The following is a 26,586-nucleotide window of genomic DNA, read 5'->3' on the forward strand; positions in this document are numbered from 1 at the left end:
CCGTGCGTACGTCGCTCAGACGAGCGAGCGGAGCACGTACTGCAGGATGCCGCCGTTGCGGTAGTAGTCGGCCTCACCCGGGGTGTCGATCCGGACGACCGCGTCGAACTCGACCGGCTGCTTGCCGGCGGGCGAGTGCTCGCTCGGCGTCGCGGTGACGTGCACGGTCTTCGGGGTCCGGCCCTCGTTGAGCTCGGTCAGGCCCGAGATCGAGACGACCTCGGTGCCGTCGAGCCCGAGGGACTCGACCGTCTCGCCCGCCGGGAACTGCAGCGGGACGACGCCCATGCCGATGAGGTTCGAGCGGTGGATCCGCTCGAAGCTCTCGGTGATGACGGCGCGGACGCCGAGCAGGTTCGTGCCCTTGGCCGCCCAGTCGCGCGACGAACCCGAGCCGTACTCCTTGCCACCGAAGATGACGAGCGGGATGCCCTGCTCCTGGTAGTGCTGCGAGGCGTCGTAGATGAACGACTGCTCGCCGTCGGCGGTCGTGAAGTCACGGGTGTACCCGCCCTCCACGCCGTCGAGCAGCTGGTTGCGCAGGCGGATGTTCGCGAACGTGCCGCGGATCATCACCTCGTGGTTGCCGCGACGCGAGCCGTAGGAGTTGAAGTCCTTGCGGTCCACGTCGTGCTCCGCCAGGTACTTGCCGGCCGGGCTGTCCGCCTTGATCGAGCCGGCGGGCGAGATGTGGTCGGTCGTGACCGAGTCACCGAGCTTCGCCAGCACGCGGGCGCCGGAGATGTCGGACACCGCGTCGGGCTGCATGGTCATGCCCTCGAAGTACGGGGGCTTCCGCACGTAGGTCGACTCCTGGTCCCACTCGAAGGTGTCGCCCGTGGGGGTCGGCAGGTTCTTCCAGCGGTCGTCGCCCTCGAACACGGAGCCGTACTCGTGGGTGAACATCTCGGTGTCGATCGACTCGTCGATGACCTGCTGGACCTCGGCCGCGTCGGGCCAGATGTCCTGCAGGTAGACGTCGTTGCCGTCCTGGTCCTTGCCGAGGGCGTCCTTGTCGAAGTCGAAGTGCATCGACCCGGCGAGGGCGTACGCGATGACCAGGGGCGGGGACGCCAGGTAGTTCATCTTGACATCGGGGTTGATGCGCCCCTCGAAGTTGCGGTTGCCCGACAGGACGGCGGTGACGGCCAGGTCGTTGTCCTGCACGGCCTGCGAGATCTCCTCGGGCAGCGGGCCCGAGTTGCCGATGCAGGTGGTGCAGCCGTAGCCGACCGTGTAGAAGCCGAGCTGCTCGAGGTAGGTCGTGAGACCGGCCTTCTCGTAGTAGTCGGTGACGACCTTGGAACCGGGGGCGAGCGTCGTCTTGACCCACGGCTTCGAGGTGAGGCCCTTGGCGGCGGCGTTCCGCGCGAGGATGCCGGCCGCCATCATGACGGACGGGTTCGACGTGTTCGTGCACGAGGTGATCGCGGCGATCGCGACGGCACCGTGGTCGATCGTGAACGGGTCGGCCCCGTCCATCGCGACCTTCGTCGGGGCCGAGGCCGTCGACGGGGCGCTCGACACGTAGACGTGCTCGTGCAGGTTGGTGTCCTCGTTGGTCGAGCCCGCGGCGATCGGGTCGGAGGCCGGGAAGGTCTCCTCCACCGCGTCGTCGAGGTCGGTCTGCTCGCTCGGGGTCGTGTAGTTGTTCAGGTCGACCTCGAACTGGTCCTTCGCCTTGGACAGTTCGATGCGGTCCTGCGGACGCTTCGGCCCCGAGATCGACGGCACGACCGTGGAGAGGTCGAGTTCCATGTACTCGGAGTACGCCGGCTCGACCGAGGCGTCGTGCCACAGGCCCTGGGCCTTGGAGTACGCCTCGACCAGGGCGATCTGCGCCTCGTCGCGACCGGTCAGGCGCAGGTAGTCGAGCGTGACGTCGTCGACCGGGAAGATCGCAGCGGTCGAGCCGAACTCGGGCGACATGTTGCCGATGGTGGCGCGGTTCGCGAGCGGGACGGCACTGACGCCCTCGCCGTAGAACTCGACGAACTTGCCGACGACACCGTGCTTGCGGAGTTCCTGCGTGATGGTGAGCACCACGTCGGTCGCGGTCACGCCGGCCGGGATCTCACCGGAGAGCTTGAAGCCGACGACCTTGGGGATGAGCATCGACACCGGCTGGCCGAGCATCGCTGCCTCGGCCTCGATGCCGCCGACGCCCCAGCCGAGCACGCCGAGCCCGTTCACCATCGTGGTGTGCGAGTCGGTGCCGACGAGGGTGTCCGGGTAGGCGTAGGTCTCGCCGTCGAAGTCACGCGTGTAGGTGACCTTCGCCAGGTACTCGATGTTGACCTGGTGCACGATGCCGGTGCCCGGCGGGACGACCTTGAAGTCCTCGAACGCGGTCTGGCCCCAGCGGAGGAACTGGTAGCGCTCCCCGTTCCGCTCGTACTCGAGGTCGGTGTTGCGCTGGAGTGCGTCCGTGCTGCCGAACAGGTCGGCGATGACCGAGTGGTCGATGACCATCTCGGCCGGGGACAGCGGGTTGATCTTGTTCGGGTCGCCGCCGATGTCCGCCATCGCCTCGCGCATGGTGGCGAGGTCGACGATGCACGGCACGCCCGTGAAGTCCTGCATGACGACGCGCGCCGGCGAGAACTGGATCTCGGTGTCCGGGTCGGCGTCGGGGCGCCAGGAGCCGAGCGCGCGGATCTGCGCCTCGGTGACGTTCTTGCCGTCCTCGGTGCGGAGGAGGTTCTCGAGCAGCACCTTCAGGCTGTACGGGAGCTTCTCGTGCCCGGGCACCGTGTCGATCCGGTGGATCGCGTAGTCGACACCCCCAACCGACAGTGTGTCCTTCGAGCCGAAGCTATTGACTGCAGCCACCGTGCCGCCTCCCTACTGATCGGTTTGCCCTCATCATCGCGGGCCGTGGTCCGTCCCACCAGCAAGGCAAACCTAATCCCGCTGACGCCGGAGCGCCTGACGGGAAAGTCTCTTGATGTCGAGACAACTCTACACCGTGGCGGCGTCGTCCCTCCGCACGAACACGGTGCGGACCAGCAGCCAGGTGACCCAGAGCACGGCGGCGTAGAGCGGGACGCCGAGGATGAGCTTGAGGCCGGCGAGCAGCTCGACCTGGGCGGTGAGGTAGAGCGGCACCTCGACGGCCAGGCGGAGGGCGAAGAGCCCGACCCAGATCCAGGTGGCGACCGTCAGTACGCGGCGCTTGACCGGGTCGGCGCGCCAGTCGACGTGCGAGCCGTCCTCGTTCGCCGGCAGCAGGAACCCGACGACCAGACCGATGAGCGGCCAGCGGACGGCCAGCGACACGAGGAGCCCGACCAACCACACCGAGTTGATGATGATCCCCGGGATGAAGTTGCTCTCGGCGCGTCCGGTGATGAGGGCGAGGCCGGCCGACACCGCGACGCCGAGGATCCCGGCGAAGGACATCGTCAGCGACTGTCGCTGCACCAGGCGGAGCACGACGAACACCAGGCCGACGACCACCGGGATCACGACGCTCGGCACGAGCTCCTTCGTGATCGCGTAGACGACGAGGAACGCGAACCCGGGCAGCACCGACTCGGCGAGCCCGCGGATCCCGCCGACCGCTCCGAGCAGCGCGCGCCCGGAGGGCGCCTCGCCGGGGGCGACGCGGGCGATGCCCGCGTTCTGCACCGCGTCTCGGAACTGCGAGGAGAACGACGGCGCCGCCGGCGCAGCGTCAGGGATCCCAGCGGACGCGGGCACGGCTTCGGACCCGGCCGTCTCGGGTCGTTGGGTGTCGTCGTGTTCCGGCACCGTGCCTCCAGGGCGGGTCAGGTCGTCAGATCGCGGTCTGCGTCGACTTCGGCATGTGCAGCGGGATGAGGTCGCGCGGCGGCATCGGCGTCGTGCCGCGCACGACGACGACGCTGCGGAACAGCTCCTCGATCTCGCTCGCGTCGTCGGGCTGCTCGGCGGCCTTGCCGGCGATCACCCCGCGCAGGAACCAGCGCGGGCCGTCGACGCCGACGAAGCGGGCCGGCCGGACGCCGGCGGTGCCGCCGTCGCCGTCGACCGCGACGGGCACGGACGCGCGGAGCTCGGGGCCGAACGGGCCGTCGACCTCGGTCACGACACCGCCCTGGCGCTCGATCTGCTCGGCGATCTGTGCGCGGATCTCGTGCCACAGACCCGTCGAGCGCGGTGCGGCGAACGGCTGGACCTGCAGCGTCGAGTCGTCGTAGTCGAGCCCGACCGCGACGACGCGCTGCGAGCCCTCCTCGACCTCGAGGCGCAGGTGCAGGCCTTCGCGCGGCAGGACCTTCACGCCGCCCAGGTCGACGTACGGACGGACCAGGTTCGCCTCGGTCTCGTCGTGCGGGCCGTTCTCGGCACGGTCCTCGGGTGCGGACTTGTCCGTCGGGGCGACCCCGTCGACCTCGTCGAGGTCCGCGTCGGCGTCCGTCGCGATGTCGACCTCTGGGGTCGTGTCCGCGATCTCGACCTCGTCGGCGACGGTCTCGGCCACCTCGACCTCGGCCACCTCGCCCTCGTCACGCTTGCGTCGACCGAACTTCATGCGCGCGTTCCTTCCTGAACATCATCGGCGGCGCCGGTCACGGCACCGCTCCGGTCACCGTAGCCGGACGAGCCGAAGCCACCCTGGCCCCGGACGCTGTCGGGGAGTTCCTCGACGTGCGTGTACGTCACCCGCGGCACGGGCATGACGATCAGCTGTGCGATCCGGTCACCCACGTGCACCTCGTACGGTTCGGACCGGTCGGTGTTGAGCAGCGAGACCTTGATCTCACCGCGGTACCCGGAGTCGACCGTGCCCGGGCTGTTGACGACGGTGATGCCGTGCTTGGCGGCGAGCCCGCTGCGCGGGACCACGAACGCGGCGTACCCCTCGGGGAGCGCGATCCGCAGCCCGGTCGCGGCCAGGTGGCGCTCGCCCGGCTGCAGCACGAAGGCCTCGGTCGAGACGAGGTCGGCACCGGCGTCGCCGGGGTGGGCGTGTCCGGGGCGGTTCTCCCCGGTCCAGAGGACGTCGACTGGTTCGGTCACGTGTCGAGGGTAGTGCAGAGACGTGACCCGACCGTGACCTGCTCCGAGTCGTGGTCGAATGGACCCGTGACCCTGTACCGCGAACGACTCTGGGCCCCGCCCGCCCTGTACCTGGCGACGGCGCTCGTCATCCCCGCCACCCTGCTCGTGTTCCTGCCCATCAGCGTGCTCGCCGGTGTGCTCGTGGCGATCGGCATGGAGCTCGGCGTCCTCGTGCTCCTGTGGGCACTCGCACCCACCATCGAGGTCACGGACAGCGAGTTCCGCGCCGGCAAGGCGCACCTCCCCCGCGCACTCGTCGGCAGCGTTGAGGCGTTCGAAGGCGCCGAGGCGACCACGCAGCGCGGCCCGAAGCTCGACGCACGAGCGTGGACGCTCTTCCGCGGCTACGTGCGCGGGGTCGTCAAGGTCGAGGTCCGCGACGACGCCGACCCGACGCCCTACTGGCTGGTCAGCGTCCGGCAGCCCACCAAGGTGGTCGAGGCCATGCAACATACGCGCTGACCTGGTATCTCACATGCCAGTCTGGGGTGATGGATCGTTCTCCACCACCCCGTACGAAACCACCCCGTACGAAACCACCCAGTACGAAACCACCCAGTACGAAGCGGATCGATGTCGAGGCCCTTCGCGGCGTCGCGGTCGCCCTGGTGATCACCGAACACGCGCTCGGCACCCCTGCCGGCGGGTGGCTCGGAGTCGACGTGTTCTTCGTCCTCTCCGGGTTCGTGATCACGCGGAGCCTGCTCGCTGAGCACGTCCGCACCGGCCGCATCGACCTCGTCGGGTTCGCGGTGCGTCGGATCCGGCGTCTCCTCCCCGCCGCGCTCGTGGTCGTCGTCGTCACCGTGTCGGTCTCGGCGGCGCTCTGGTTCCGGCCCAGGTTCGTGTCCGTGCTCGGCGACGCCCTCGCGGCGCTCGTCGGCACGATGAACTGGCATCTCGTCCGCCAGGATGCCGACTACTTCGCCGAGACCGCGGCCTCGCCGCTCCGGCACTTCTGGTCGCTGGCCGTCGAGGAGCAGTTCTACGCCGTGTGGCCGGTGCTCCTGCTCGCCGTCCTGGCGGTCTGCGGACGTCGGCGCGCTGGTCTGGTCCCTGTTGTGGTCGCCGCACTCACGGCCGTCGGGACCGTCGTCGCCGTCGGTGCCGGTCCCGTCACGGACTCTGCCTACTTCCAGACCTGGGCCCGGGCATGGGAGCTCCTCCTCGGAGCGACCGTGGCGACGCTGCCGACCGTGGCGACGCTGCCGACCGTGGCGACGCGGTCGACCGTGACCGCGCACCCGACGCCGCGGGCACTGCCGACAGCCGTCACCGTCGGGCTCGGATCGGTCGGCGCGGGTGGCGTCATCATCGGGGTGCTCCTCGCCCCCGTGTCGCCGTTCCCGACGGTCCCGGTCGTCGTCGGGACCGCATTGGTGCTCGTGGCCGGCGACCTGCAGCTCCGGCTCCCCGCGGTGCGGTGGGTGGTCCGGCCCGTGGTCGCGCTCGGTCGGGTCTCCTACTCGGCGTACCTCTGGCACTGGCCGCTCTTGGTGTTCGCCGCCGTCGTCGCCCCCGGGGCGATGGGCACGGCGGCTGCGGTGACGGTCACACTCGTGCTCGCCACCCTCTCGACGCGGTACGTCGAGGAGCCGCTCCGGACCCGACGTCCCGTCGGGCACCGGCCACGACACCGACAGCGCCTCCGACGGCTCCCACTGGTGGTCCCGGCGATCGTGGTCACACTGTCGGTCGCCACGATGACCGTCGGGGATCCGGCCTCCGCGGCGCGGCTGCTCGAGCGACCACCCACGAACGCCCCCGAGCGACTCCCGTTCGCGGACGCTCGCGCACTCCGCACCGCCGTGGCCGTCGACGGGCACCCGGACGCCACAGCACTCGCCGCCGGTGCCACCCGCGCCTCCCTGCCGCCCGCCATGCGGGACGGCGGCTGCCTCGTCGGCGTCGGCGAGCCCCTCCGGACGTGCGGCGCGACGACCGGGGCCGATGTGCTCGTGGTCGGCGACTCCACCACCGTCGCGTGGTCGCCGACCGTCGTCGGAGCGCTACCGACGGGTACCGCCATCGGCGTGACAGGCGTGGCGAGCTGCAGCGCCGTCATCCCGACACGCGCGGTGCGGCACCGGTGGTCCGATGCCTGTCTGACGGCCAAACGGGCCCTCCACCGGGCGGTCACAGCGGCTGACCCCCGACTCGTGGTCATCAGCGCCGTCACGGGCGAGTACCGGGAGCACCTCGGCGACCTCCCAGCGGGCCGTGCAGCCGCGCTCTGGGAACGGTCGATGGCCGAGACGATCCGCGCGTTCCGCCGCGACCACCACCGCGTGCTCGTGCTCAGCGCACCCCAGTACGGTCCGGACACATCCACGTGCCCCGACCGGATCCACGGGTTCGGACCGTGCGCCGCTTCGGTCACCCCGGACGCCCGAGCGAAACGCACCGCGGAGGCCGCCGCGGTCCGCTCGAGCGGACCGGGCGCGGCGTACGTCGACATGGCCGCGTGGTCGTGCAGCAGCGACGGCTCGTCGTGCCCCGCGGTGATCGACGACACGCTCGTCCGGGTCGACCAGGTGCACACCACGAGAGCGTTCGCGGACCGCCTGGTCCCGGTGCTGCGTCGCGCAGTCGACTGGGACGCGTTGCTGCGACGCTGACACGCACAGGTGACGGGAGGCCCGGCACGCGTCCGTCCCGCACCGTACGACGAAGGCCCCGCATCCTGGAGGATGCGGGGCCTTCGGTCATCGGTGCGTCTAGAGCGCTGCGCATTCCGCGCAGACCGGCCCGAGTTTCGACTCGTGGTCGAGCTGGGAGCGGTGCTTCACGAGGAAGCACTCGACGCAGGTGAACTCATCGACCTGCGGGGGCAGCACCACGACGTCGAGGTCGACGTCGCTCAGGTCCTGCCCGGCGAGTTCGAAGCTGCCGGGGTTGTCCGAATCATCGTCGACGACCCCCGACATCTTGTCGGGAACGCGCTCCTTGAGGGCCTCGATCGACTCCGAATCGGAGTTGTCATCGGTCTTCCGGGGGGCGTCGTAATCGGTGGCCATGCCCATCCATTTCTCGTATCGAGAGGTCGTCGCCGGGTGATCGGCGGCGACAGTTTGCACTACGTCCCGCCAGAGTGCAAACCGAGATCTGCGGCGGGTCGTCACGGCGCTGCAACCCGTGACCGGATCGGAACATTCCCGACACCCGTCGCCACTGATGCGCAGACTCCGCGGCACGCCCGTGCGCCTCCGTGGAAACCGTCCGCGACCACTGCATACTCACGGGGTACGACGCACGACCGTACGCGACGCTGGGAAGGCTGGACCATGCAAGACGTGAGAGTCATCGGAGTCGAGGCAGGCGCACTCCTCCTGGCGACCGACGGCGGTACCGAGTTCCGGTTGCCCGTCACGTCCTCGCTGCCGGGGCAGGTGCGTCAGGCCAACCCGGACGCCGGTCCGCAGAAGCGGGTCTCCCCCAAGGACGTCCAGGCCCGCATCCGTGGTGGTGCCGACGCCGCCGAGGTCGCGGCCGCGCTCGACGTCGACGTCGAGTACGTCCGACGCTTCGAGGGCCCGGTGCTCGCCGAGCGCGCGTTCGTCCTCGACGCCTCGCACCGCGTCCCGGTGACCCCGGTCGACGACGAGGCCCCCGACACCTTCGGCGCGGCGATCACCGCGAAGCTCGAGGCCGGCGAGGCCACCGCGATCAGCTGGGGCTCGTGGAAGCACCCGGAGAGCGGCTGGCAGGTCCGGGTCCGCTACACCGCGGCCGAGGTCGAGCACGACGCCCAGTGGCGCTTCGACCCGAAGACCTCGACGCTCGTGCCGGACAACGGCGACGCGCACCGGCTCTCGCACACCGACGACGAGGGCATCGCGCCCCGCCTGCGCGCCGTGGAGTACGAGCAGCAGGACGACGACGGCACCCGCTTCGACTCCGGCGCCTTCCGCGTCGAGGAAGAGGACGAGGCTGTCACGAACCCCGACGTCCCCGACCGCGCACCGCTCCGTGCACCGCTGCCCCGCATCGGCCAGGCGGCCGTCGAGGAGCGCGCACCCGGCAACGAGACCGCCGACCTGCTCGAGGCGCTCCGCCGCCGCCGTGGGGAGCGCGAGGCCGCCTCGTTCGGCGAACAGCGTGACGAGCCGGCCCGCGGCACCTCGATCAGCGTCGTCGACATCCCGCTGCAGGGGTTCGAGGACGAGCCCGAGGGCGACACCGTCCCGCCGTCGGCCGACGCCCGTCCGGCATCGGCGCCCGAAGCCGAGGGCCGTGCGGAGCGCAAGAAGCGCAACCGCCGGTCCATGCCGAGCTGGGACGAGATCGTCTTCGGCACCCGCCCGGAGGACCCGGCCTGATCAGCTCGGACTGACCTGATCAGCTCGGACTGACCCGCGGCCGGCTGCTACTGCGCGAACGCCCCGGCAAGCCGAAGCGGGACGAACGTCTCCTCGTCGGTCATCGCGCCGTGCTGACCGATCATGCGCTTCGGTACCTCGCCGTCCCGCAGCGCGCGGTCGTCGTTGAACGCCCACGACCCGCGTGCCACGACGATCACGTCGCCGATGCGCGGAACGACCTGTGGCGCGACCGCACCGAACCACCCGGCGGCGATCGCCTCGTCGCGGCTCGCGACGTACGCCTTCTTGCCGTAGCGCGCCCGGAACGCCCCGACCAGCCCGCGCACGTCGGTGCCCGGCGCCACCGTGAGCTGGCGGCACCGCGGATCGCCCGCCACCCCGACGACGTCCGTCAACAGGAGCGAGTCGATGGCGATGTTCGCGTGGTCGGGCACGTCGAGCACACCGTGGTCCGCGGTGACCAGGACACCCACGTCCGACGCACCGCGGGCATCGAGGCGGGCGAGCTCGCCGTCGAGCAGCTCGAGCGTCGCCGTCCACCGGTCGGACTGCCACCCGGACTTGTGGCCGATCGAGTCGAGCTCCGGCACGTACAGGTACACGAGCGACCGACCGGTGGCGGTCTCGGCCAGGGCAGCGTCGATGCGCTCCGGGATCGTGTCCGCCGACACGTACCGCGCGCCGCCGAGGACGTTCGCGGTCATGCCCGACGCCCGGTACCGATCGGGGCCGATGACGACGGGGTCGACGCCGAGCTCCGCGGCGCGGGTGAAGAGCGTCTCGGTGAGGAACCAGTCCGCGGGGACCTCGGTGTCCCACCCGCCCAGGAGGTTCATCACGGCGCCGGTGTCCGGGTTCCAGCCGCTGTAGCCGACGACGCCGTGCGTGCCGGGCGACCGTCCGGTGGTCAGGGTGCTCAGCGCCGCGGCTGTCGTGGTCGGGAACCCGCTGCGTAGCTTCTTCGCGGTGCCGGACCCCTTGGCGGCCGTGAGCCAGCGGGCGTGTCCGGCGCGAGCCGACAGCGCGACGCTCCCGAGGCCGTCGACCAGGACGACGATCGCGGAACGGGCGGGACGGAGGGCGATCCGGGCCTCCAGGCCGTGGTCACGCGACCACGCGCCGTCCGCAGCCCCGAGCGCCACGAGGCAACTCGGGAAGACGTCGGCGAGGTTCGCGGCGGCGTCGGGGGCCGTCGGTACGCTTGTTCCCATTCCAACGAGTCTTCCAGAAAGGTGCCATGGCACGCACGGACGCAGTCGGCCTGCCCGACGGTGAGCGCATCGAGGACGTCGACGTCTCCGAGGAGATGCAGGGCTCCTTCCTCGAGTACGCGTACTCCGTCATCTACTCGCGGGCGCTGCCCGATGCGCGCGACGGCCTGAAGCCCGTCCAGCGGCGCATCCTGTACCAGATGGCCGAGATGGGCCTGCGGCCCGACCGCGGGCACGTCAAGAGCGCCCGCGTCACCGGCGAGGTGATGGGCAAGCTGCACCCGCACGGCGACGGCGCGATCTACGACGCGCTGGTGCGGATGGCGCAGCCGTTCACGATGCGCGTGCCGCTGATCGACGGCCACGGCAACTTCGGGTCGCTCGACGACGGTCCCGCCGCCGCCCGGTACACCGAGGCCCGCCTGGCCGAACCGTCGATGGCGATGACCGAGGGCCTCGGCGAGGACGTCGTCGACTTCGTCCCGAACTACGACAACCAGATCATGCAGCCCGGGGTCCTGCCCGCGGCGTTCCCGAACCTGCTCGTCAACGGCGCGTCGGGCATCGCGGTCGGCATGGCCACGAACATGGCGCCGCACAACCTGGGCGAAGTGGTCGAGGCCGCGAAGCACCTGCTGATGAACCCGCAGGCCACCCTCGAAGAGCTGATGGAGTTCGTGCCGGGGCCGGACCTGCCCTCCGGTGGCACCATCGTCGGGCTCTCCGGGGTCCGCGACGCCTACGCCACCGGGCGTGGCACGTTCCGGACCCGGTCGAAGGTGAGCGTCGAGAACCTCACCCCGCGCAAGGTCGGGCTCGTCGTCACCGAGCTGCCGTACCTGGTCGGCCCCGAGCGCGTCATCGAGAAGATCAAGGACGGCGTCCAGTCCAAGAAGCTCGTCGGCATCTCGGACGTCAACGACCTGACCGACCGCAACCACGGGCTCCGGCTCGTCATCGGCATCAAGAGCGGGTTCAACCCCACCGCGGTGCTCGAGCAGCTGTACAAGCACACCCCGCTCGAGGACGGATTCGGCATCAACAACGTCGCGCTCGTCGGCGGGTCCCCGCGCACGCTCGGGCTGCGCGAGCTGCTCGACGTCTACGTGCAGCACCGACTGTCGGTCGTCACCCGGCGGTCGGAGTACCGGCTCGCGCGTCGTCGCGAGCGGCTGCACCTGGTCGAGGGACTGCTCATCGCGATCCTCGACATCGACGAGGTCATCCAGGTCATCCGCACCTCGGACGACTCCGAAGCCGCACGGAGCCGGCTCCGTGACGTGTTCGACCTGTCCGAGGTGCAGGCCGAGTACATCCTCGAACTGCGGCTCCGACGCCTGACGAAGTTCTCGCGCATGGAGCTCGAGGCCGAGCGCGACCAGCTGCTCGCCGACATCGCTGCGCTCGAGGAACTCCTGGCGTCCGACGAACGGCTCCGTGCCCAGGTCGCGCTCGAGCTCACCGAGGTCTCCGACAAGTTCGCCACCCCGCGCCGAACCCTGCTCACCGAGGCCGACGCCCCCGTCAAGGGCGGTCGCAAGGCCGCGGTCGACCCGGAGTCGCTCCAGGTCGCCGACTCGCCGTGCCGCGTGCTGCTCTCGACCACCGGACGGCTCATCCGCGTCGACATCCCGACGTCGGAGCTCAGCATCGTCCGCGTGCCGAAGCGCTCCAAGCACGACGCCGTCCGGTCCGCCGTGGTGAGCACCGTCCGGGGCCAGGTCGGCGCGCTGACCTCGACCGGGCGGGTCCTGCGGCTCTCCCCCGTCGACGTCCCGGCGGTGCCGCCCGCCGCGGTCCGGCTCGACGCCGGCGTACGGGTCACCGACTTCCTGGTGCTCACCAAGGGCGAGACGGTCGTTGCACTCGTCGACCTGTCCGGCGCGTCGTCGGACTCCCTCGCCATCGGTACCGCGCAGGGCGTCGTGAAGCGCGTCGTCCCCGGAGCCTGGCCCGACAAGCCCGAGTTCGTCGCCATCGGCCTGAAGCCCGGCGATGCGGTGGTCGGCGCTGCCCAGGCACCCGAGTCCGACGACCTGGTGTTCATCAGCTCGAACGCCCAGCTCCTGCGCTTCCCCGCGTCCGGCGTCCGTGCCCAGGGCTTGCCGGCCGGCGGTGTCGCGGGCATGGCGCTGGCGTCCGGGTCCTCGGTGATCTGGTTCGGGTCCGTCGCCCGGTCCGACGACGCCGTGGTCGCCACCGTGTCCACGACCTCCACGGCGCTTCCGGGCACCGACTCCGGCCGCGCCAAGGTCTCCGCCCTGTCCGAGTTCCCCGCCAAGGGCCGGGCGACCCAGGGTGTCCGGGCGCACGCGTTCCTGAAGGGCGAGGACGGGCTCACCGTGGGCTGGGCGGGCATCGCTCCCCCGCACGCGGTCGGTACGGACGGCGCCGCGCGGACCCTGCCCGACTGGCTGTCGAAGCGTGACGGGTCGGGGGCGCCGCTCGAGGCGGTCATCGGCTCGATCGGTGGCAGTGCTGCGGCGCTCGACGGCACCGCTGGCGACGCGTAGCGCGCGGACTCCGGGGCGCGGCGCGCGGCGCGCGCTTTCGCGCCCAGCGACAGTTCACGGGCCGATGGCCGCGTGAACTGTCGCTGACCGCGTCAGATCGCACGCCCCGCCGGCCTGGAGGCGCGGGGCGGCCTCGCCACGCGCCGCCGTCGAGCACGCGCGCGGACTTTCGCGCTGAGCGACAGTTGGCGCGCCGCCAGCCGCGTGAACTGACGCTCAGTGCGTGAGAACGCACCGCGCCCGGTGCCGCCGTGCGGCTACGCGTCGATGCGGTCGCGGTCCAGACCCTCGCCGGCCAGGATGAACTCCTTGCGCGGGGCCACGTCGTTGCCCATGAGCAGCTCGAACACCTTCGCCGCGCTCTCGGCGTGCGTGATGTTCACCCGCCGCAGGGTCCGGTGCGCGCGGTCCATCGTGGTCTCGGCCAGCTGGTCGGCGTCCATCTCACCGAGACCCTTGTACCGCTGGATCGGCTCCTGGTACTTCTTGCCGGTCTTCTCGAGCTTCTTCAGCACGGTCTGCAGTTCCTGCTCGGAGTACGTGTAGAGCGTGTCGTTCGGCTTGCCGCGGTTCACCACGACCACCCGGTGCAGCGGCGGCACGGCGGCGAACACCCGGCCCTGCTCGATCATCGGTCGCATGTACCGGAAGAACAGGGTCAGCAGCAGCGTGCGGATGTGGGCGCCGTCGACGTCGGCGTCCGACATGATGATGACCTTGCCGTAGCGCGCCTGGTCGATCTCGAACGTCCGGCCGGAGCCGGCACCGATGACCTGGATGATCGACGCGCACTCGACGTTCGACAGCATGTCCGACACGGACGCCTTCTGCACGTTCAGGATCTTGCCGCGGATCGGCAGCAGCGCCTGGTACTCGCTGTTGCGTGCGAGCTTTGCGGTCCCCAGAGCCGAGTCCCCCTCGACGATGAAGAGCTCGGTTCCCTCGGTCTCCTGCGACCGGCAGTCCGCGAGCTTCGTCGGCAGCGAGGAGTTCTCCAGCGCGTTCTTCCGGCGCTGCGTCTCCTTGTGGGCGCGGGCAGAGATGCGGGTCTTCATCTCCGCGACGACCTTCTCGAGCAGGGTCGCGGCCTGGGCCTTCTCGGTGCGTTGCGTCGACGTCAGGATCTCGGTGATGCGCTTCGACACGACCTGGTCGACGATCTTGCGGACCGCCGGCGTGCCGAGGATCTCCTTCGTCTGCCCCTCGAACTGCGGCTCGGGCAGCCGGACGGTCAGCACGGCGGTCATGCCGGCGAGCACGTCGTCCTTGTCGAGCTTGTCCTGCCCGACCTTGAGCTTCCGGGCGTTCGCCTCGACCTGCGCACGGACGGCCTTGACCAGACCGGATTCGAAGCCGGCCTGGTGCGTGCCGCCCTTCGGCGTGGCGATGATGTTGACGAAGCTGCGGAACACCGTCTCGTACCCGTCGCCCCACCGCAGCGCGAGGTCCACCTCGCAGGAGCGCTCGACCGAGGTCGACACCATGTGGCCCTTGTCGTCGAGCATCGGGACGGTCTCGGTGAAGGTCCCGGTGCCCTGCACGCGCCAGACGTCGGTGACGGCGGTGTCGGCCGCGAGGTGCTCGACGAACTCGCCGATGCCGCCCTCGTAGCGGAAGCGCTCGACGACCGGGCCGGCCTCGACGGCGGTCCCCGTCGCCTCGGCACGCGCAGCTGCGGCCTCGATCGAGGACACGCGCTCGTCGGTGATCGTGATGCCGAGTCCGGGCACCAGGAACGCCGTCTGCCGCGCCCGGGTGACCAGGTCATCGGTGCTGAACCGCGCATCGGCGGTGAAGATCTGCCGGTCCGCCCAGTACCGGATCCGGGAACCCGTGACGCCCTTCTTCACCTTGCCGACCACCCGCAGCTCGCTGCCCGAGGTGAACGGGCTGAACGGGGCGTCCGGACCGATGCCCTCGGCGTCGTCGAACGTGCCGGGCTCGCCGCGGTGGAACGACATGGCGTAGGTCCTGCCGCCGCGGTCGACCTCGACGTCGAGGCGCTCGGACAGGGCGTTGACCACCGAGGCACCGACGCCGTGCAGTCCGCCGGACGCCGCGTACGACCCCGACCCGAACTTGCCACCGGCGTGCAGCTTGGTGAACACGACCTCGACGCCGGTCAGTCCGGTCTTCGGTTCGACGTCCACCGGGATGCCACGAGCGGTGTCGCGGACCTCGACCGAACCGTCGGCGTGCAGCACGACGCCGATCTCGTCGCCGTGCCCCGCCAGGGCTTCGTCGACGGAGTTGTCGATGATCTCCCACAGGCAGTGCATGAGCCCACGGGAGTCGGTCGAGCCGATGTACATCCCCGGACGCTTCCGGACCGCCTCGAGCCCTTCGAGGACGGAGAGATGGCGTGCGGAGTAGTCGGAGCTCACCGTCCGATGCTACCGAGCGGCACCGACACCCTCGGCGCGGACACTCGCACTGGGGACAACCGATCCGCGCTCAGCGAAACAGCGCTGCACAATGCATCGTTCTCAGGCATCACGTGTTGAAATGGTGCAACCACCCGGCACCACCTGCGATCCGTGAGGAGCACAGCAATGACCCAGACCGTGCAGGACCCCTCCATCGACGAAGTCAGCAACCACCAGCTGACCGCCGCCGACCGTTGCGACAGCTGCGGAGCGCAGGCCTACATCCGAGCCACCATGTCGAGCGGCGAGCTCTTCTTCTGCGCGCACCACGGCGCCGAGTTCAAGGACAAGCTCGCGGCGACCGCCATCGAGTGGCACGACGAGAGCAGCCGACTCTACGAGTCGAAGTAGCGCGCGAAGGCGCGAGCACAGCAAGACGGGAGGCCCGGTGCCAGCTGGCACCGGGCCTCCCGTCTGTCTGTTGCCCGTCTCAGAACGCGCGGAGACGACGAAGGCCGGGTCCCGTCGGGACCCGGCCTTCGTGAGCGTCACGCGATGCGCTTGAACGCCTTGTCGACGTAGCGGTCGACCGTCGCGCGCGCTTCGCGTGCGTAGCGGTCGATGGTCGCCGTCTGCTCCGGGTCCGGCGAGTACTCGCGGCCCAGCCGTGCGGCGGCCGCGGCGAGGACACCGTCGGTCAGCTGCGGGTTGAGCGGCAGGATCGGACCCTGCGTGTGCGTGCCGAACGACGTGCCGACGATCGCGCCCTCGACCGGGGCGCCCGCCTGGTTGCCGCCGCCGGACACGACGTCGGCGAAGGGGGTGACCCCGGCCGCGAGCTCGATCGTGGTGGCGTGGTCCTCGAAGCCGGCGAGCCGCTTCGACGCACCGGGGAGCAGCGGGTACCGGGTCTCGAGGACGAAGTAGTTGACCCGACGTTCGGCACCGCGGACGGCTCGGGCGTCGAACACGCCGAACCCGGCGAGCGGAGCACCCTCGGTGGGCACGACCTCGTTCGTCGCCAGGTCGAACCCGCCGCCGACGGCGATGACCGGCACGCCGTCACTCGCGAACGAACGGAGCGGAGCGGCGATGCGGGCGACGTCGGCACCGAGCGAGCGCATCGCGCTGAGCGGACCGTTGCCGATGACCACGACGTCGGCCGCGGCGGGCAGGTCGTCGCCGGGCGCGTACTCGAGCACCTCGGTGTCGAGGCCGGCCGCGGCGGCACGGCGGACGAGGGCCGCGACGTTGCCGCGGTCCCCCGAGACGCCCATCTGCCGGGGGTAGACGTGCAGGATGGTCAGCCGGTCGGCCGTCATGCGGTCTTCTCCATGTCCGGGTGGCCGAGGGCCTTGCGGGCGATCATCATGATCTCGTAGTTGACGATGAAGTTCTTCGTCCCGCTGGTCGTCGACCCGAGCTGCTCCATGTGCTTGATCGCGGCCTCGACGTCGGGGTCGACCCGGCCGATGCGGACACCGGCGTGCTCGAGGGCGATCGCGATCTGCCAGGCCTTGTCACCGGAGACGACGTCGACGTGGTCGAGCTTCGAGAAGTCGATGTCGTAGATCCAGGAGATGTCCGGCGTGCCCTCGTCGATCGCCATGAGGACCTGCTCGGGGCGGTCCGGCAGCGCGTCGAGGTTGAGCTGGAGGCTCGCGGCGTTCTTGAACATCGTGAACTCGGCCGACTCGCCGGCGATGGGGAGTCGTTCCCCGCGGCCGTACGCCGGCTTCATCGTGCCGAAGGCCTTCGTGACGGCGTCGGCGCGGAACTGCGTGCCGAGTGCCGCGCTGGCCGTGGCGGTGGCAGCAGCAGCGTCGACCGCGTAGTGCAGGCCGCGTGCGGGCAGGCGCACCGCGATGTCGGCACCGTCGAAGCGGATCGTCGCACCGTCACCGGTGTTCATGACGACCTCTGACTCAGCGGCGTTCGGCTGGGCGTCCTGCCGGTCGAAGTCGTCGGCGTTCTGCAGGCCGTTCGGCGCGGCGGCGACGACCTCGGCGCTCGCACCGAAGCGCAGCACCCGCTGCCCGGTGCGCGCCACGTAGGCGTCGAGGAACTGGTCGTCGCGGTTCGTGATGACGTTCGCCGTGGACAGTGCCGCGGTGTCGAGCATCATGTCGGCGACGCGCTCGGTCTCGAAGAACCGGTACAGCTGGTCGACCTGCACGTTGAGCATCGTCACCGTGGACGGCGACAGGATGCCGGCGAGCTCGACCGCGAAGGCCTCGTCCACCTCGAGGATGCCGATGTCCGCCTTCAGGCGACCGGTCAGCGACACCTCGGACAGCAGCGCCGACGCGATGCCCTGCGGCAGGTTCGCCCCGGACGGGTTCGTGAAGACGCGGAGCCCGTGCGCCCGGACGATGTCCGAGATCATGTGCGTGGTCGTCGACTTGCCGTTCGAGCCGAGCACGAAGACGACGCCGTTCGGGAACTGCTTCGTCACGTGCTGCAGGAAGTCCGGCACGAGCTTGAGCACGATGAAGCCGGGGTACGCGGATCCCCCGCCCCGCGCTCGCGCGAGGGCACGGAGGATCCGCCCGATCAGGATCGGGATGAAGAACCGCATCGGCCTACTCGAGGTAGTCGCGCAGCGACTGCGACCGCGACGGGTGGCGGAGCTTCGCCATCGTCTTGGACTCGATCTGACGGATGCGCTCACGCGTCACGCCGAACGTGTCACCGATCTGGTCGAGGGTCTTCGGCTGGCCGTCACCGAGGCCGAAGCGCATGCGGATGACGCCCGCTTCACGCTCGGACAGGGAGTCGAGCAGGCTCTCGAGCTGCTTCTGCAGCATGGTGAAGCCCACCGCGTCGGCCGGCACGACCGCCTCGGTGTCCTCGATGAGGTCACCGAACTCGGAGTCGCCGTCCTCGCCCAGGGGCGTGTGCAGGGAGATCGGCTCGCGACCGTACTTCTGCACCTCGACGACCTTCTCCGGGGTCATGTCGAGCTCGCGGGCGAGCTCTTCCGGAGTGGGTTCGCGACCGAGGTCCTGCAGCATCTGGCGCTGGACACGAGCGAGCTTGTTGATGACCTCGACCATGTGCACCGGGATGCGGATGGTGCGGGCCTGGTCGGCCATGGCGCGGGTGATCGCCTGGCGGATCCACCACGTCGCGTAGGTCGAGAACTTGAAGCCCTTCGTGTAGTCGAACTTCTCGACCGCACGGATCAGGCCCAGGTTGCCCTCCTGGATGAGGTCCAGGAACTGCATGCCACGGCCGGTGTAGCGCTTGGCGAGCGACACCACGAGGCGGAGGTTCGCGCCGAGCAGGTGCGACTTGGCGCGCTGTCCGTCGCGGGCGACCCAGCGCAGCTCACGCTCGGCCGGCTTGGTCAGCCCGGTCGAGTGCTGCAGCTTGTCCTCGGCGAACAGGCCGGCCTCGATGCGCATCGCGAGCTCGACCTCCTGCTCGGCGTTGAGCAGGGCGACCTTGCCGATCTGCTTGAGGTAGTCCTTCACCGGGTCGGCGGTCGCACCCGTGATGGTCGTGGAGTAGACCGGGGCTTCGTCGTCGTCGGTCTGCGAGATGACGAGCGCGCCAGCGGCGACCGCAGCGGCGGCGTCGGGCTTGATCGCCTTGTCGTCGGTGTCCTCGACGTCCTCGGTCGGCTCGTCGGTGGCTTCGTTCGCCTCGTCGACGGGGTCGACCTTCTTCGCCTTCGGGGCGGCCTTCTTGGCCGGGGCCTTCTTGGCGGGGGCCTTGGTGGCGCGCTTCTTCGGCGCGGCGGTTCCCTCGGCGTCCGTGGCGTCCTCTGCCACAGCACCTTCGGGCTGAGTGTCCTTCGTGGGATCGATCGTCGTGCTCCGGGCAGCCATGCGATCACCTCTCTCGTCGTGCCACGTTCGTGGGGTCGTGGCCTCCCTCGCCGCCCAGGGCCCGAGCCGCAGTCCCCCGCGTCGTCGAGTCCTACCGTTCCGGGCAGCACTAAGACCCATGTCAAGTCCCCCGGGTTGATCGGCGCTCCGAAGTGCTCCGACAGGATGGGGGTCCTGAGTGGGTCCGTGATCATTATTGCACGTGCCGCTTCCGCAGGCGCGCAACGAGTGCAACCCAGAGCGGTCCGACGCGTATTCCCTCCTCCGCGTGGAGCACCCGGCGCGTGCGGTGCCGGGCGTGCAGGAGCATCGCGACACCGAACCCGACCACCAGGTACTGCACCGTGAGGGCCACGCGGAAGTTGTCCCAGGCGAACACGGTCTCACCGGTGACGCGGGACATCACGTCGAGCAGCAGCCCGATCAGGTACATCATCACGAAGGCCGCCAGGAACCCGCCGACGTTGACGACGCCGTTCGCGGACCCGAGGGAACCCACGGGGTTGAACGTCCGGGCGAAGTCGAACCCGATCAGCGAACCGGGGCCGCCGATGCCCATCGCCACGACGAGGAGCACGAGCAGCCAGGTCGGCGGGTGGCCGGGCCAGAGCAGGATCGCGGTCCACACCACGGCGAGCAGCACGACCACGCCGAGCACGAGGTTCGAGCGGCGCATCGGGAACCGCGCGCACAGCAGCCCGAGCACCGGCCCGGCCACGAAGCCCACGGCGACGATGATCGTCAGGAAGCCGGCGGCCTCGGCGGGGCTGTACCCGAGCCCGCGGAGCATCGGGACGCCCCACAGCAGCGAGAACACCGTGCCGGACGACTGCGTCACGTAGTGGGACCAGAACCCGAGCTGCGTGCCCGGCCGACGCAACGCGTGCCCGAACGTCCGGAACGCGGCGCCCCACGAGTGCGGCAGCGGGATCGTTCCGGTCCGCACGACCACGGGGCCGTTGCGGACGAAGACGAACGCCAGGACGAGCCCGACGGCACTCGCGGCGGCGGCGACCCCGAACGCGGGCGTCCACCCCGCGGCGTGCAGGAGCACGGCGAACGGGAACGCCGACAGGATCTGGCCGATCTGCCCGAGGTTGCCCGTCCACTGCGAGATCTGCGGCAGGATCCGGCCGCTGAACCACATCGGCACCAGGCGGATCACCGAGATGAACGTCATCGCGTCGCCGGCGCCCACGAGCACCCGGCCCGCGATCGCCGGGCCGATCGTCGGCGAGAAGGCCACGACGGCCTGGCCGACCACGAGCAGCGCGGCGCCGAGCAGGACGAGCTTGCGCGGCCCCACCCGGTCGAGCGCGACGCCCACCGGGATCTGGAGTCCGGCGTACACGGCGATCTGCACGACCGCGAGCGTGGACAACACCGCCGCCGAGACGGCGAACCGGTCCTGCGCGTCCACCCCGGACACCCCGAGCGAGGACCGCTGCACGACCGCCAGGACGTAGGCGAGCACCGCGATGCCCCAGATCAGGTAGGCGCGACGGGAGTTCACCCCGACAGGCTACCGATCCGGCGGAGCCGGATACGCGACGTGTGTCGCCGACGCAGGTGACGGCCTGGTCGCGACCGGACGACCGACGGGAGGGACGGTGCGGGCCCGCCCCGGGCCTCCAGGCCGCCGTTCCGGACCGTCCAGGGCCCGACCCGGCTACTCGCCGCCGTCACCCTGGGTGCGACGATCCGCCAGGAAGCGCTCGAGCTCGGCCGCGATCGCGTCCGCGGTCGGCACCTCGCCGTCGACGTCCGTGAGCGGCGACGCGACCGGGTTGCCCTCCATGTACGTGTCGTGGCGTTCCTCGAGCACACCGACGAGTCGCTGCAGCTCGGCGTTGCCGGCGACCTGCTCCTCGACCCGGGTGAGGAACTCGCGACCCGCCTCGCGCAGGGCGTCCGTCGGGAAGATGAGGCCGGTGGCCGCGGCGATGCCGGACAGGGCCGCGACGGCCGCGTCCGGGAACTCGGTGTCCGACAGGTAGTGCGGGACGAGCAGGACGAGCCCGGTGACCTGCGCACCGGAGGTCGCGAGCCGGTGCTCGACGAGGTGCAGGACGTTCGCCGGCGCCTGGGTCTCGGGCTTCCAGACGCTCATCTGCTCGACGAGGTCGGCGCGGGTGCCGGAGACGGTCAGGCTGATCGGGCGGGTGTGCGGGACCGGCATCGGGATCGACTGCACCCAGGTGGTGTCCGCGACCTGGAGCTGGGCGGCGAGCCCGGTGACGGCGTCCACGAACCGGTTCCACTGGAAGTCCGGCTCGTACCCGGACAGGAACAGGAACGGCTGGCCGATCTCGTCACGCACGAGGTGCAGCGCCAGCCGGGGCGGCTCGACGGCGGCGATGTGGTCGTGCTCGAAGGTGATGACGGGCCGGCGTGCACGCCAGTCGAGCAGCACGTCGGGGTCGAACTCGGCGACGAGCTGGGTGTCGAGGTCCTCGAGCACCGACGTCGTGACCTGGGCAACGGCCGAACCGGCGTCCGCGAAGCCGGTGAGCCCGGCGACCAGGTGCAGCCCGGCCGGGACGGTCGGGGCGGCCTCGTCGAACGTGTAGAGCTCCTCGGGGTGGTTCACCGTCCCCATGCTAGGCGGGGCCACCGACGCCCCCGCGCGGGACGACCACGCCGACAGCGAACAGTGCGTGGATAGGGTTGGAGCATGGTCCGACCGACGCTCTCCACCGACTCCTCCGCCCCCTCCTCGATCTCCGCCGACGTCCTCGTGGTCGGCGTCCGGCCCGGTGCCGACGGTGCCCCCGCGACGATCGCCCAGCCGGCCACGACACCGTTCTCCGCGCTCGACGACCTCGACCTCGCGGCGATCGGCGCGACGGGCGCCAAGGACCAGCTCGTGCGCATCCCGGCCGTCGGCGTCGACGCCGCGAGCATCGCGCTCATCGGGCTCGGCACCGGGACCGACGCGGCCGCGTACCGCTCGGCCGCCGGCAGCGCCGTCCGCCAGCTGCCGCACGCCGCGTCGATCGCCCTCGCGCTGCCGACCGACACCGACGCACTCGTCGAGGCAGCGCTCGAAGGCGCGGCGCTCGGTGCCTACGCCTTCACGCGGCACAAGGGTGCCGGCACGACCGGGCCGACGCGTGGCGACCAGCGCGTGACGGTCCTCGCGCCGTCCGCCGCGACGGACGCCGCGGTCCGTCCGGCGATCGTGGCCGACGCCGCGTCGCTGGTCCGCGACCTCGTGAACACCGCCGCCGGCGACCTGGGACCACAGGACGTCGCCGACGTGGCGACCGGGCTCGCCTCGGACCTCCCGCTCACCGTCGAGGTCCTCGACGAGCAGGCACTCGAGGAGCAGGGCTTCGGCGGCATCCTCGGCGTCGGCCGTGGTTCGGCGCGTCCCCCGCGCCTGGTCGTCGTCCGCTACGCACCGGAGTCCGCCACGAAGCACCTCGCCCTCGTCGGCAAGGGCATCACGTTCGACTCGGGCGGGCTCTCGCTCAAGCCGGCGGCGTCGATGCTCGGCATGAAGACCGACATGACCGGCGCCGCCACGGTGCTCGCCGCGACCGTCGCCGCCGCACGCCTGGGCCTCGACGTGCGCGTCACCGCCTGGCTCGCACTCGCCGAGAACATGCCGTCGGGCACGGCGACCCGCCCGGGTGACGTCCTCACCCTCAAGAACGGCAAGACCGTCGAGGTCACGAACACCGACGCCGAGGGCCGCCTGGTGCTCGGCGACGGCATGGCCGCTGCTTCGCTCGAGACGCCCGACGCCATCGTCGACGTGGCCACCCTGACCGGCGCGCAGGTCGTCGCGCTCGGCGACCGCACCACCGGCCTGATGGGCAGCGACGACCTCGTCGCGAAGCTCCGTGCCGTGGCCGAGGGTGTGTCGGAGCCGATCTGGCCGATGCCCCTGCCCGAGGAACTCGACGCCCGGCTCGCCAGCGACGTCGCCGACATGGTCAACGCCACGGTCGGCAACCCGGCCGGCGGCATGCTGCTCGCGGGCAAGTTCCTGGAGCGCTTCGTCGGCGAGGACATCCCGTGGGCGCACCTCGACATCGCCGGTCCGTCCGAGCACAAGGGCGGCGGCTACGGGTGGCTCGGCAAGGGCGCGACGGGTGTGATGGTCCGCACGCTCATCGCGCTCGCAGAAGACCTCCAGTCCGAGTAGTAGGTTTGGTACCGGTGGGACGGGGCATCGACGCGCCTCCCACCGGTACTGCACGGGACGGGACCGGAACCACGCGGTCCGACCGTCGGACGCCGCCCCCGCGGTGTCCACGTAGGGCCCGATCGGCCCGACACGCACGAGGGAGTTGCACCAGGTGACGGAACAGACTTACGACGTCGTGGTCCTCGGTGGCGGGAGCGGTGGCTACGCCGCTGCGCTCCGGGCCGCCGAACTCGGCATGAGCGTCGCGCTCATCGAGGGCGACAAGCTCGGAGGGACGTGCCTGCACCGTGGCTGCATCCCCACCAAGGCGCTGCTGCACGCGGCCGAGGTCGCCGACGCGACGCGTGACGCCGAGAAGTACGGCGTGATCGCGGAGTTCGCCGGTGTCGAGGTCCCGAAGGTCATCGAGTACCAGCAGGGCGTCATCACCTCGAAGTACAAGGGCCTGCAGGGCCTCATCAAGGCCCGCGGCATCACCGTCGTCGAGGGCTGGGGTCGACTCACCTCGCAGAACACCGTGCAGGTCGGCGACCAGAACATCGTCGGCAAGAACGTCGTGCTCGCGACCGGCTCCTACTCGAAGTCCCTGCCCGGGCTCGAGATCGGCGGCCGCGTCATCACCTCCGAGACCGCACTGCGCATGGACTACGTGCCGAACAAGGTCGTCATCCTGGGCGGCGGCGTCATCGGCGTCGAGTTCGCCAGCGTCTGGAAGTCCTTCGGCGCCGAGGTCACGATCGTCGAGGCGCTCCCCCACCTCGTCCCCGCTGAGGACGAGTCGATGTCGAAGCAGCTCGAGCGCGCCTTCCGCAAGCGCGGCATCGAGTTCTCGCTCGGTGTCCGGTTCCAGGGCGTCGAGCAGCACGAGAACGGCGTCGTCGTGACGCTCGAGGACGGCAAGACCTTCGACGGCGACGTCCTGCTGGTCGCCGTCGGTCGTGGCCCGGTCACGCAGAACGTCGGCTTCGACGAGGTCGGCGTCGCCATGGACCGCGGCTTCGTCACCACGAACGAACGCCTCGCCACCAACCTGCCGAACGTCTACGCGGTCGGCGACATCGTCCCCGGCCTACAGCTCGCACACCGCGGCTTCCAGCAGGGCATCTTCGTCGCCGAGGAGATCGCCGGCCTGAACCCGGTGATCATCGAGGACAAGAACATCCCGAAGATCACGTACTCCGACCCCGAGGTCGCCTCCGTCGGCCTGTCGCAGGCCAAGGCCGAGGCCGAGTACGGCGCCGACAAGGTGGACTCGTACGAGTACAACCTGGCCGGCAACGGCAAGAGCCACATCATCGGCACGTCCGGTTCGGTCAAGGTCGTCCGCGTCGTCGACGGCCCCGTCGTCGGCGTGAGCATGATCGGCGCCCGCGTCGGCGAGCTCATCGGTGAAGCCCAGCTCGCCGTGAACTGGGAGGCGTACCCGGAGGACATCGCTCCGCTCGTGCACGCGCACCCGACGCAGAACGAGGCCCTGGGCGAGGCGTTCATGCACCTCGCGGGCAAGCCGCTGCACGCGCTGTGACCCGCACGAGTCCGCGCCCTGTGACAATGACATCCACAACAACTGCAACCCCCCGCGAAGAGGAGTCCACCCGATGAGCGAATCCGTCAGCCTCCCGGCGCTCGGCGAGAGCGTCACCGAGGGCACGGTGACCCGATGGCTGAAGAACGTCGGTGACCGGGTCGAGGTCGACGAGCCGCTGCTCGAGGTCTCGACCGACAAGGTCGACACCGAGATCCCGTCGCCCGTCGCCGGCGTCATCGAGGAGATCCTCGTGCAGGAGGACGAGACCGTCGAGGTCGGCACCGCGCTGGTGAAGATCGGCGACGGCTCGTCCGACTCCGGTTCCTCCGACTCCGGTTCGTCCGACGAGTCCTCGAACGAAGCCGCTGCCGAGGCAGAGGCCCCCGAGGCCGAGCCGAGCACCGAGCAGGAGTCCGAGACCCCCGCCCCGGAGCCCACCGAGCCCGAGCCGGCCCCCGCCGGACAGACGCAGCCCGCGGCCCCGCAGGCCCCGTCCGCACCGCCCGCGGCCGCTCCGGTCCCGCAGGCCGCTCCGGTCCCGCCGCCCGCCGCCGCACCCCCGGCCGCCGTCCCGGCGCCGGCTGCTGCTGCACCCGCACCGGCCGCGCCGAGCGCGACCACCGCCGCCTCGGTTCCGAACCCGACGCAGGACGGCGCAGCCTCCGGCTACGTCACGCCGCTCGTCCGCAAGCTGGCGAACGAGCAGGGCGTCGACCTGTCCACCGTCACCGGTTCCGGTGTCGGCGGGCGCATCCGCAAGGAGGACGTGCTCGCGGCCGTCGCGAAGGCCCCGGCCGCCGGTGGTGCAGCTGCACCCGCCGCCGCGTCCGGTCCGTTCATCGCCGAGGTCTCGCCGCTGCGCGGCACCCGCGAGAAGATGACCCGCCTGCGCAAGGTCGTGGCCGAGCGGGCCGTGCAGTCGATGACCTCGACCGCACAGCTCACGAGCGTCGTCGAGGTGGACGTCACGAAGGTGGCGCAGTTCCGCGACGCCCACAAGGCGGAGTTCCTCGAGAAGACCGGTTCGAAGCTCTCGTTCATGCCGTTCTTCGCCCTGGCGGCGTCCGAGGCGCTCAAGGCCCACCCGAAGATCAACTCGACCGTGGAGGGCGACGAGATCGTCTACCCGGAGTCCGAGAACGTCTCCATCGCGGTGGACACCGAGCGCGGCCTGCTGACCCCGGTCATCAAGGACGCAGCCTCGCTCGACCTGGCGCAGTTCTCGAAGTCCATCGCGGACCTGGCGGAGCGCACCCGGAACAACCAGCTCAAGCCCGACGAGCTCGCCGGCGGTACGTTCACGCTGACGAACACCGGTTCGCGTGGCGCGCTGTTCGACACCCCCGTGGTGTTCCTGCCGCAGTCGGCGATCCTCGGGACCGGCATCGTCACGAAGCGTCCCGCGGTCGTGAGGGTCGACGGCCAGGAAGCGATCGCGATCCGTTCGTTCGTCTACCTCGCGCTGTCGTACGACCACCGGATCATCGACGGTGCGGACGCCTCGCGCTACCTGGTCGCGGTCAAGAACCGCCTGGAAGCGGGCAACTTCGCCCCCAACCTCGGGTACTGACCCCAGCACCCCAGCACCACGGCCGACGGCCCCGGTTCCCT

General features: G+C 70.6%; 20 protein-coding genes. 8 read left to right on the forward strand and 12 right to left on the reverse strand.

The features are described from left to right. Positions 1-15: 15 nt before the first annotated feature. The 4 genes from acnA to dut form a co-directional block, all read right to left on the reverse strand. Positions 16-2,832 carry an aconitate hydratase AcnA gene (acnA, locus tag EDF33_RS15135; protein WP_123292691.1) on the reverse strand — a complete coding sequence of 939 codons (2,817 nt, stop codon included), beginning with the start codon at positions 2,830-2,832 and terminating at the stop codon, positions 16-18. A 129-nt stretch (positions 2,833-2,961) separates the two neighbouring features. Then, positions 2,962-3,753, reverse strand: a complete 792-nt coding sequence (locus tag EDF33_RS15140; protein ID WP_132100474.1) for a DUF3159 domain-containing protein — start codon at positions 3,751-3,753, stop codon at positions 2,962-2,964. Between the two features lie 25 nt (positions 3,754-3,778). Continuing rightward, the gene (locus EDF33_RS15145; RefSeq protein WP_243648788.1) at positions 3,779-4,516 is read right to left on the reverse strand and encodes a DUF3710 domain-containing protein; all 738 of its coding nucleotides are present in this window, start codon (positions 4,514-4,516) and stop codon (positions 3,779-3,781) included. Further along, positions 4,513-5,004: a dUTP diphosphatase gene (gene dut, locus EDF33_RS15150; RefSeq protein ID WP_123292689.1), complete on the reverse strand. Its 492-nt coding sequence runs from the start codon at positions 5,002-5,004 to the stop codon at positions 4,513-4,515. The genes EDF33_RS15145 and dut overlap by 4 nt, the downstream gene beginning before the upstream one ends. A 66-nt stretch (positions 5,005-5,070) precedes the next feature. Between dut and EDF33_RS15155 the strand changes: the two genes are divergently transcribed. Continuing rightward, entirely contained in the window at positions 5,071-5,508 is a 438-nt protein-coding gene (locus tag EDF33_RS15155) for a DUF3093 domain-containing protein (protein WP_123938171.1), read from the forward strand. Between the two features lie 29 nt (positions 5,509-5,537). Next, positions 5,538-7,664 carry an acyltransferase family protein gene (locus EDF33_RS15160; RefSeq protein WP_132100475.1) on the forward strand — a complete coding sequence of 709 codons (2,127 nt, stop codon included), beginning with the start codon at positions 5,538-5,540 and terminating at the stop codon, positions 7,662-7,664. Positions 7,665-7,763: 99 nt separating this feature from the next. Here EDF33_RS15160 and EDF33_RS15165 read toward each other — a convergent pair whose 3' ends face one another. Continuing rightward, the gene (locus EDF33_RS15165) at positions 7,764-8,063 is read right to left on the reverse strand and encodes a DUF4193 domain-containing protein (RefSeq protein ID WP_031263038.1); all 300 of its coding nucleotides are present in this window, start codon (positions 8,061-8,063) and stop codon (positions 7,764-7,766) included. Between the two features lie 267 nt (positions 8,064-8,330). Between EDF33_RS15165 and sepH the strand changes: the two genes are divergently transcribed. Beyond that, positions 8,331-9,365 (forward strand): septation protein SepH, encoded by a 1,035-nt coding sequence (gene sepH / locus EDF33_RS15170; RefSeq protein WP_131920312.1) that lies wholly within the window; start codon positions 8,331-8,333, stop codon positions 9,363-9,365. A gap of 47 nt (positions 9,366-9,412) precedes the next feature. Here sepH and EDF33_RS15175 read toward each other — a convergent pair whose 3' ends face one another. Next, positions 9,413-10,579, reverse strand: a complete 1,167-nt coding sequence (locus EDF33_RS15175) for a nucleotide pyrophosphatase/phosphodiesterase family protein (RefSeq protein WP_132100476.1) — start codon at positions 10,577-10,579, stop codon at positions 9,413-9,415. Positions 10,580-10,605: 26 nt separating this feature from the next. On the opposite strand from EDF33_RS15175, the gene EDF33_RS15180 reads away from it, so the two are divergent. Continuing rightward, positions 10,606-13,092 (forward strand): DNA topoisomerase (ATP-hydrolyzing), encoded by a 2,487-nt coding sequence (locus EDF33_RS15180; RefSeq protein ID WP_123292685.1) that lies wholly within the window; start codon positions 10,606-10,608, stop codon positions 13,090-13,092. A 257-nt stretch (positions 13,093-13,349) separates the two neighbouring features. Here EDF33_RS15180 and EDF33_RS15185 read toward each other — a convergent pair whose 3' ends face one another. Next, positions 13,350-15,476 carry a DNA topoisomerase IV subunit B gene (locus EDF33_RS15185; protein WP_132100477.1) on the reverse strand — a complete coding sequence of 709 codons (2,127 nt, stop codon included), beginning with the start codon at positions 15,474-15,476 and terminating at the stop codon, positions 13,350-13,352. 168 nt (positions 15,477-15,644) lie between these two features. On the opposite strand from EDF33_RS15185, the gene EDF33_RS15190 reads away from it, so the two are divergent. Beyond that, positions 15,645-15,869, forward strand: coding sequence for a hypothetical protein (locus EDF33_RS15190; protein ID WP_071255055.1), 225 nt, complete (start codon positions 15,645-15,647; stop codon positions 15,867-15,869). 137 nt (positions 15,870-16,006) lie between these two features. On the opposite strand, the gene EDF33_RS15195 is transcribed toward EDF33_RS15190, so the two are convergent. From EDF33_RS15195 to EDF33_RS15215, 5 genes are all read right to left on the reverse strand, one after another. Beyond that, positions 16,007-16,780: a hypothetical protein gene (locus EDF33_RS15195; protein WP_132100478.1), complete on the reverse strand. Its 774-nt coding sequence runs from the start codon at positions 16,778-16,780 to the stop codon at positions 16,007-16,009. Further along, complete coding sequence (locus EDF33_RS15200) at positions 16,777-18,036, reverse strand: MurT ligase domain-containing protein (RefSeq protein ID WP_131920324.1); 1,260 nt, start codon at positions 18,034-18,036, stop codon at positions 16,777-16,779. Before EDF33_RS15200 ends, EDF33_RS15195 begins: the two co-directional genes overlap by 4 nt. A gap of 4 nt (positions 18,037-18,040) precedes the next feature. Continuing rightward, the gene (locus EDF33_RS15205) at positions 18,041-19,291 is read right to left on the reverse strand and encodes an RNA polymerase sigma factor (RefSeq protein ID WP_123292681.1); all 1,251 of its coding nucleotides are present in this window, start codon (positions 19,289-19,291) and stop codon (positions 18,041-18,043) included. A gap of 193 nt (positions 19,292-19,484) precedes the next feature. Further along, positions 19,485-20,804: an MFS transporter gene (locus EDF33_RS15210; protein WP_123938178.1), complete on the reverse strand. Its 1,320-nt coding sequence runs from the start codon at positions 20,802-20,804 to the stop codon at positions 19,485-19,487. A 156-nt stretch (positions 20,805-20,960) separates the two neighbouring features. Further along, positions 20,961-21,890: a PAC2 family protein gene (locus tag EDF33_RS15215; protein WP_131879155.1), complete on the reverse strand. Its 930-nt coding sequence runs from the start codon at positions 21,888-21,890 to the stop codon at positions 20,961-20,963. 75 nt (positions 21,891-21,965) lie between these two features. On the opposite strand from EDF33_RS15215, the gene EDF33_RS15220 reads away from it, so the two are divergent. From EDF33_RS15220 to sucB, 3 genes are all read left to right on the forward strand, one after another. Next, positions 21,966-23,444: a leucyl aminopeptidase gene (locus tag EDF33_RS15220; protein ID WP_131846138.1), complete on the forward strand. Its 1,479-nt coding sequence runs from the start codon at positions 21,966-21,968 to the stop codon at positions 23,442-23,444. A 154-nt stretch (positions 23,445-23,598) separates the two neighbouring features. Beyond that, positions 23,599-24,972 (forward strand): dihydrolipoyl dehydrogenase, encoded by a 1,374-nt coding sequence (gene lpdA, locus EDF33_RS15225; protein WP_123292677.1) that lies wholly within the window; start codon positions 23,599-23,601, stop codon positions 24,970-24,972. 73 nt (positions 24,973-25,045) lie between these two features. Beyond that, positions 25,046-26,545 carry a 2-oxoglutarate dehydrogenase, E2 component, dihydrolipoamide succinyltransferase gene (gene sucB / locus EDF33_RS15230; protein ID WP_132100479.1) on the forward strand — a complete coding sequence of 500 codons (1,500 nt, stop codon included), beginning with the start codon at positions 25,046-25,048 and terminating at the stop codon, positions 26,543-26,545. Positions 26,546-26,586 lie beyond the last annotated feature (41 nt).

The sequence above is a fragment of the Curtobacterium sp. PhB146 genome (genome assembly GCF_004342995.1).
GTDB lineage: Bacteria > Actinomycetota > Actinomycetes > Actinomycetales > Microbacteriaceae > Curtobacterium.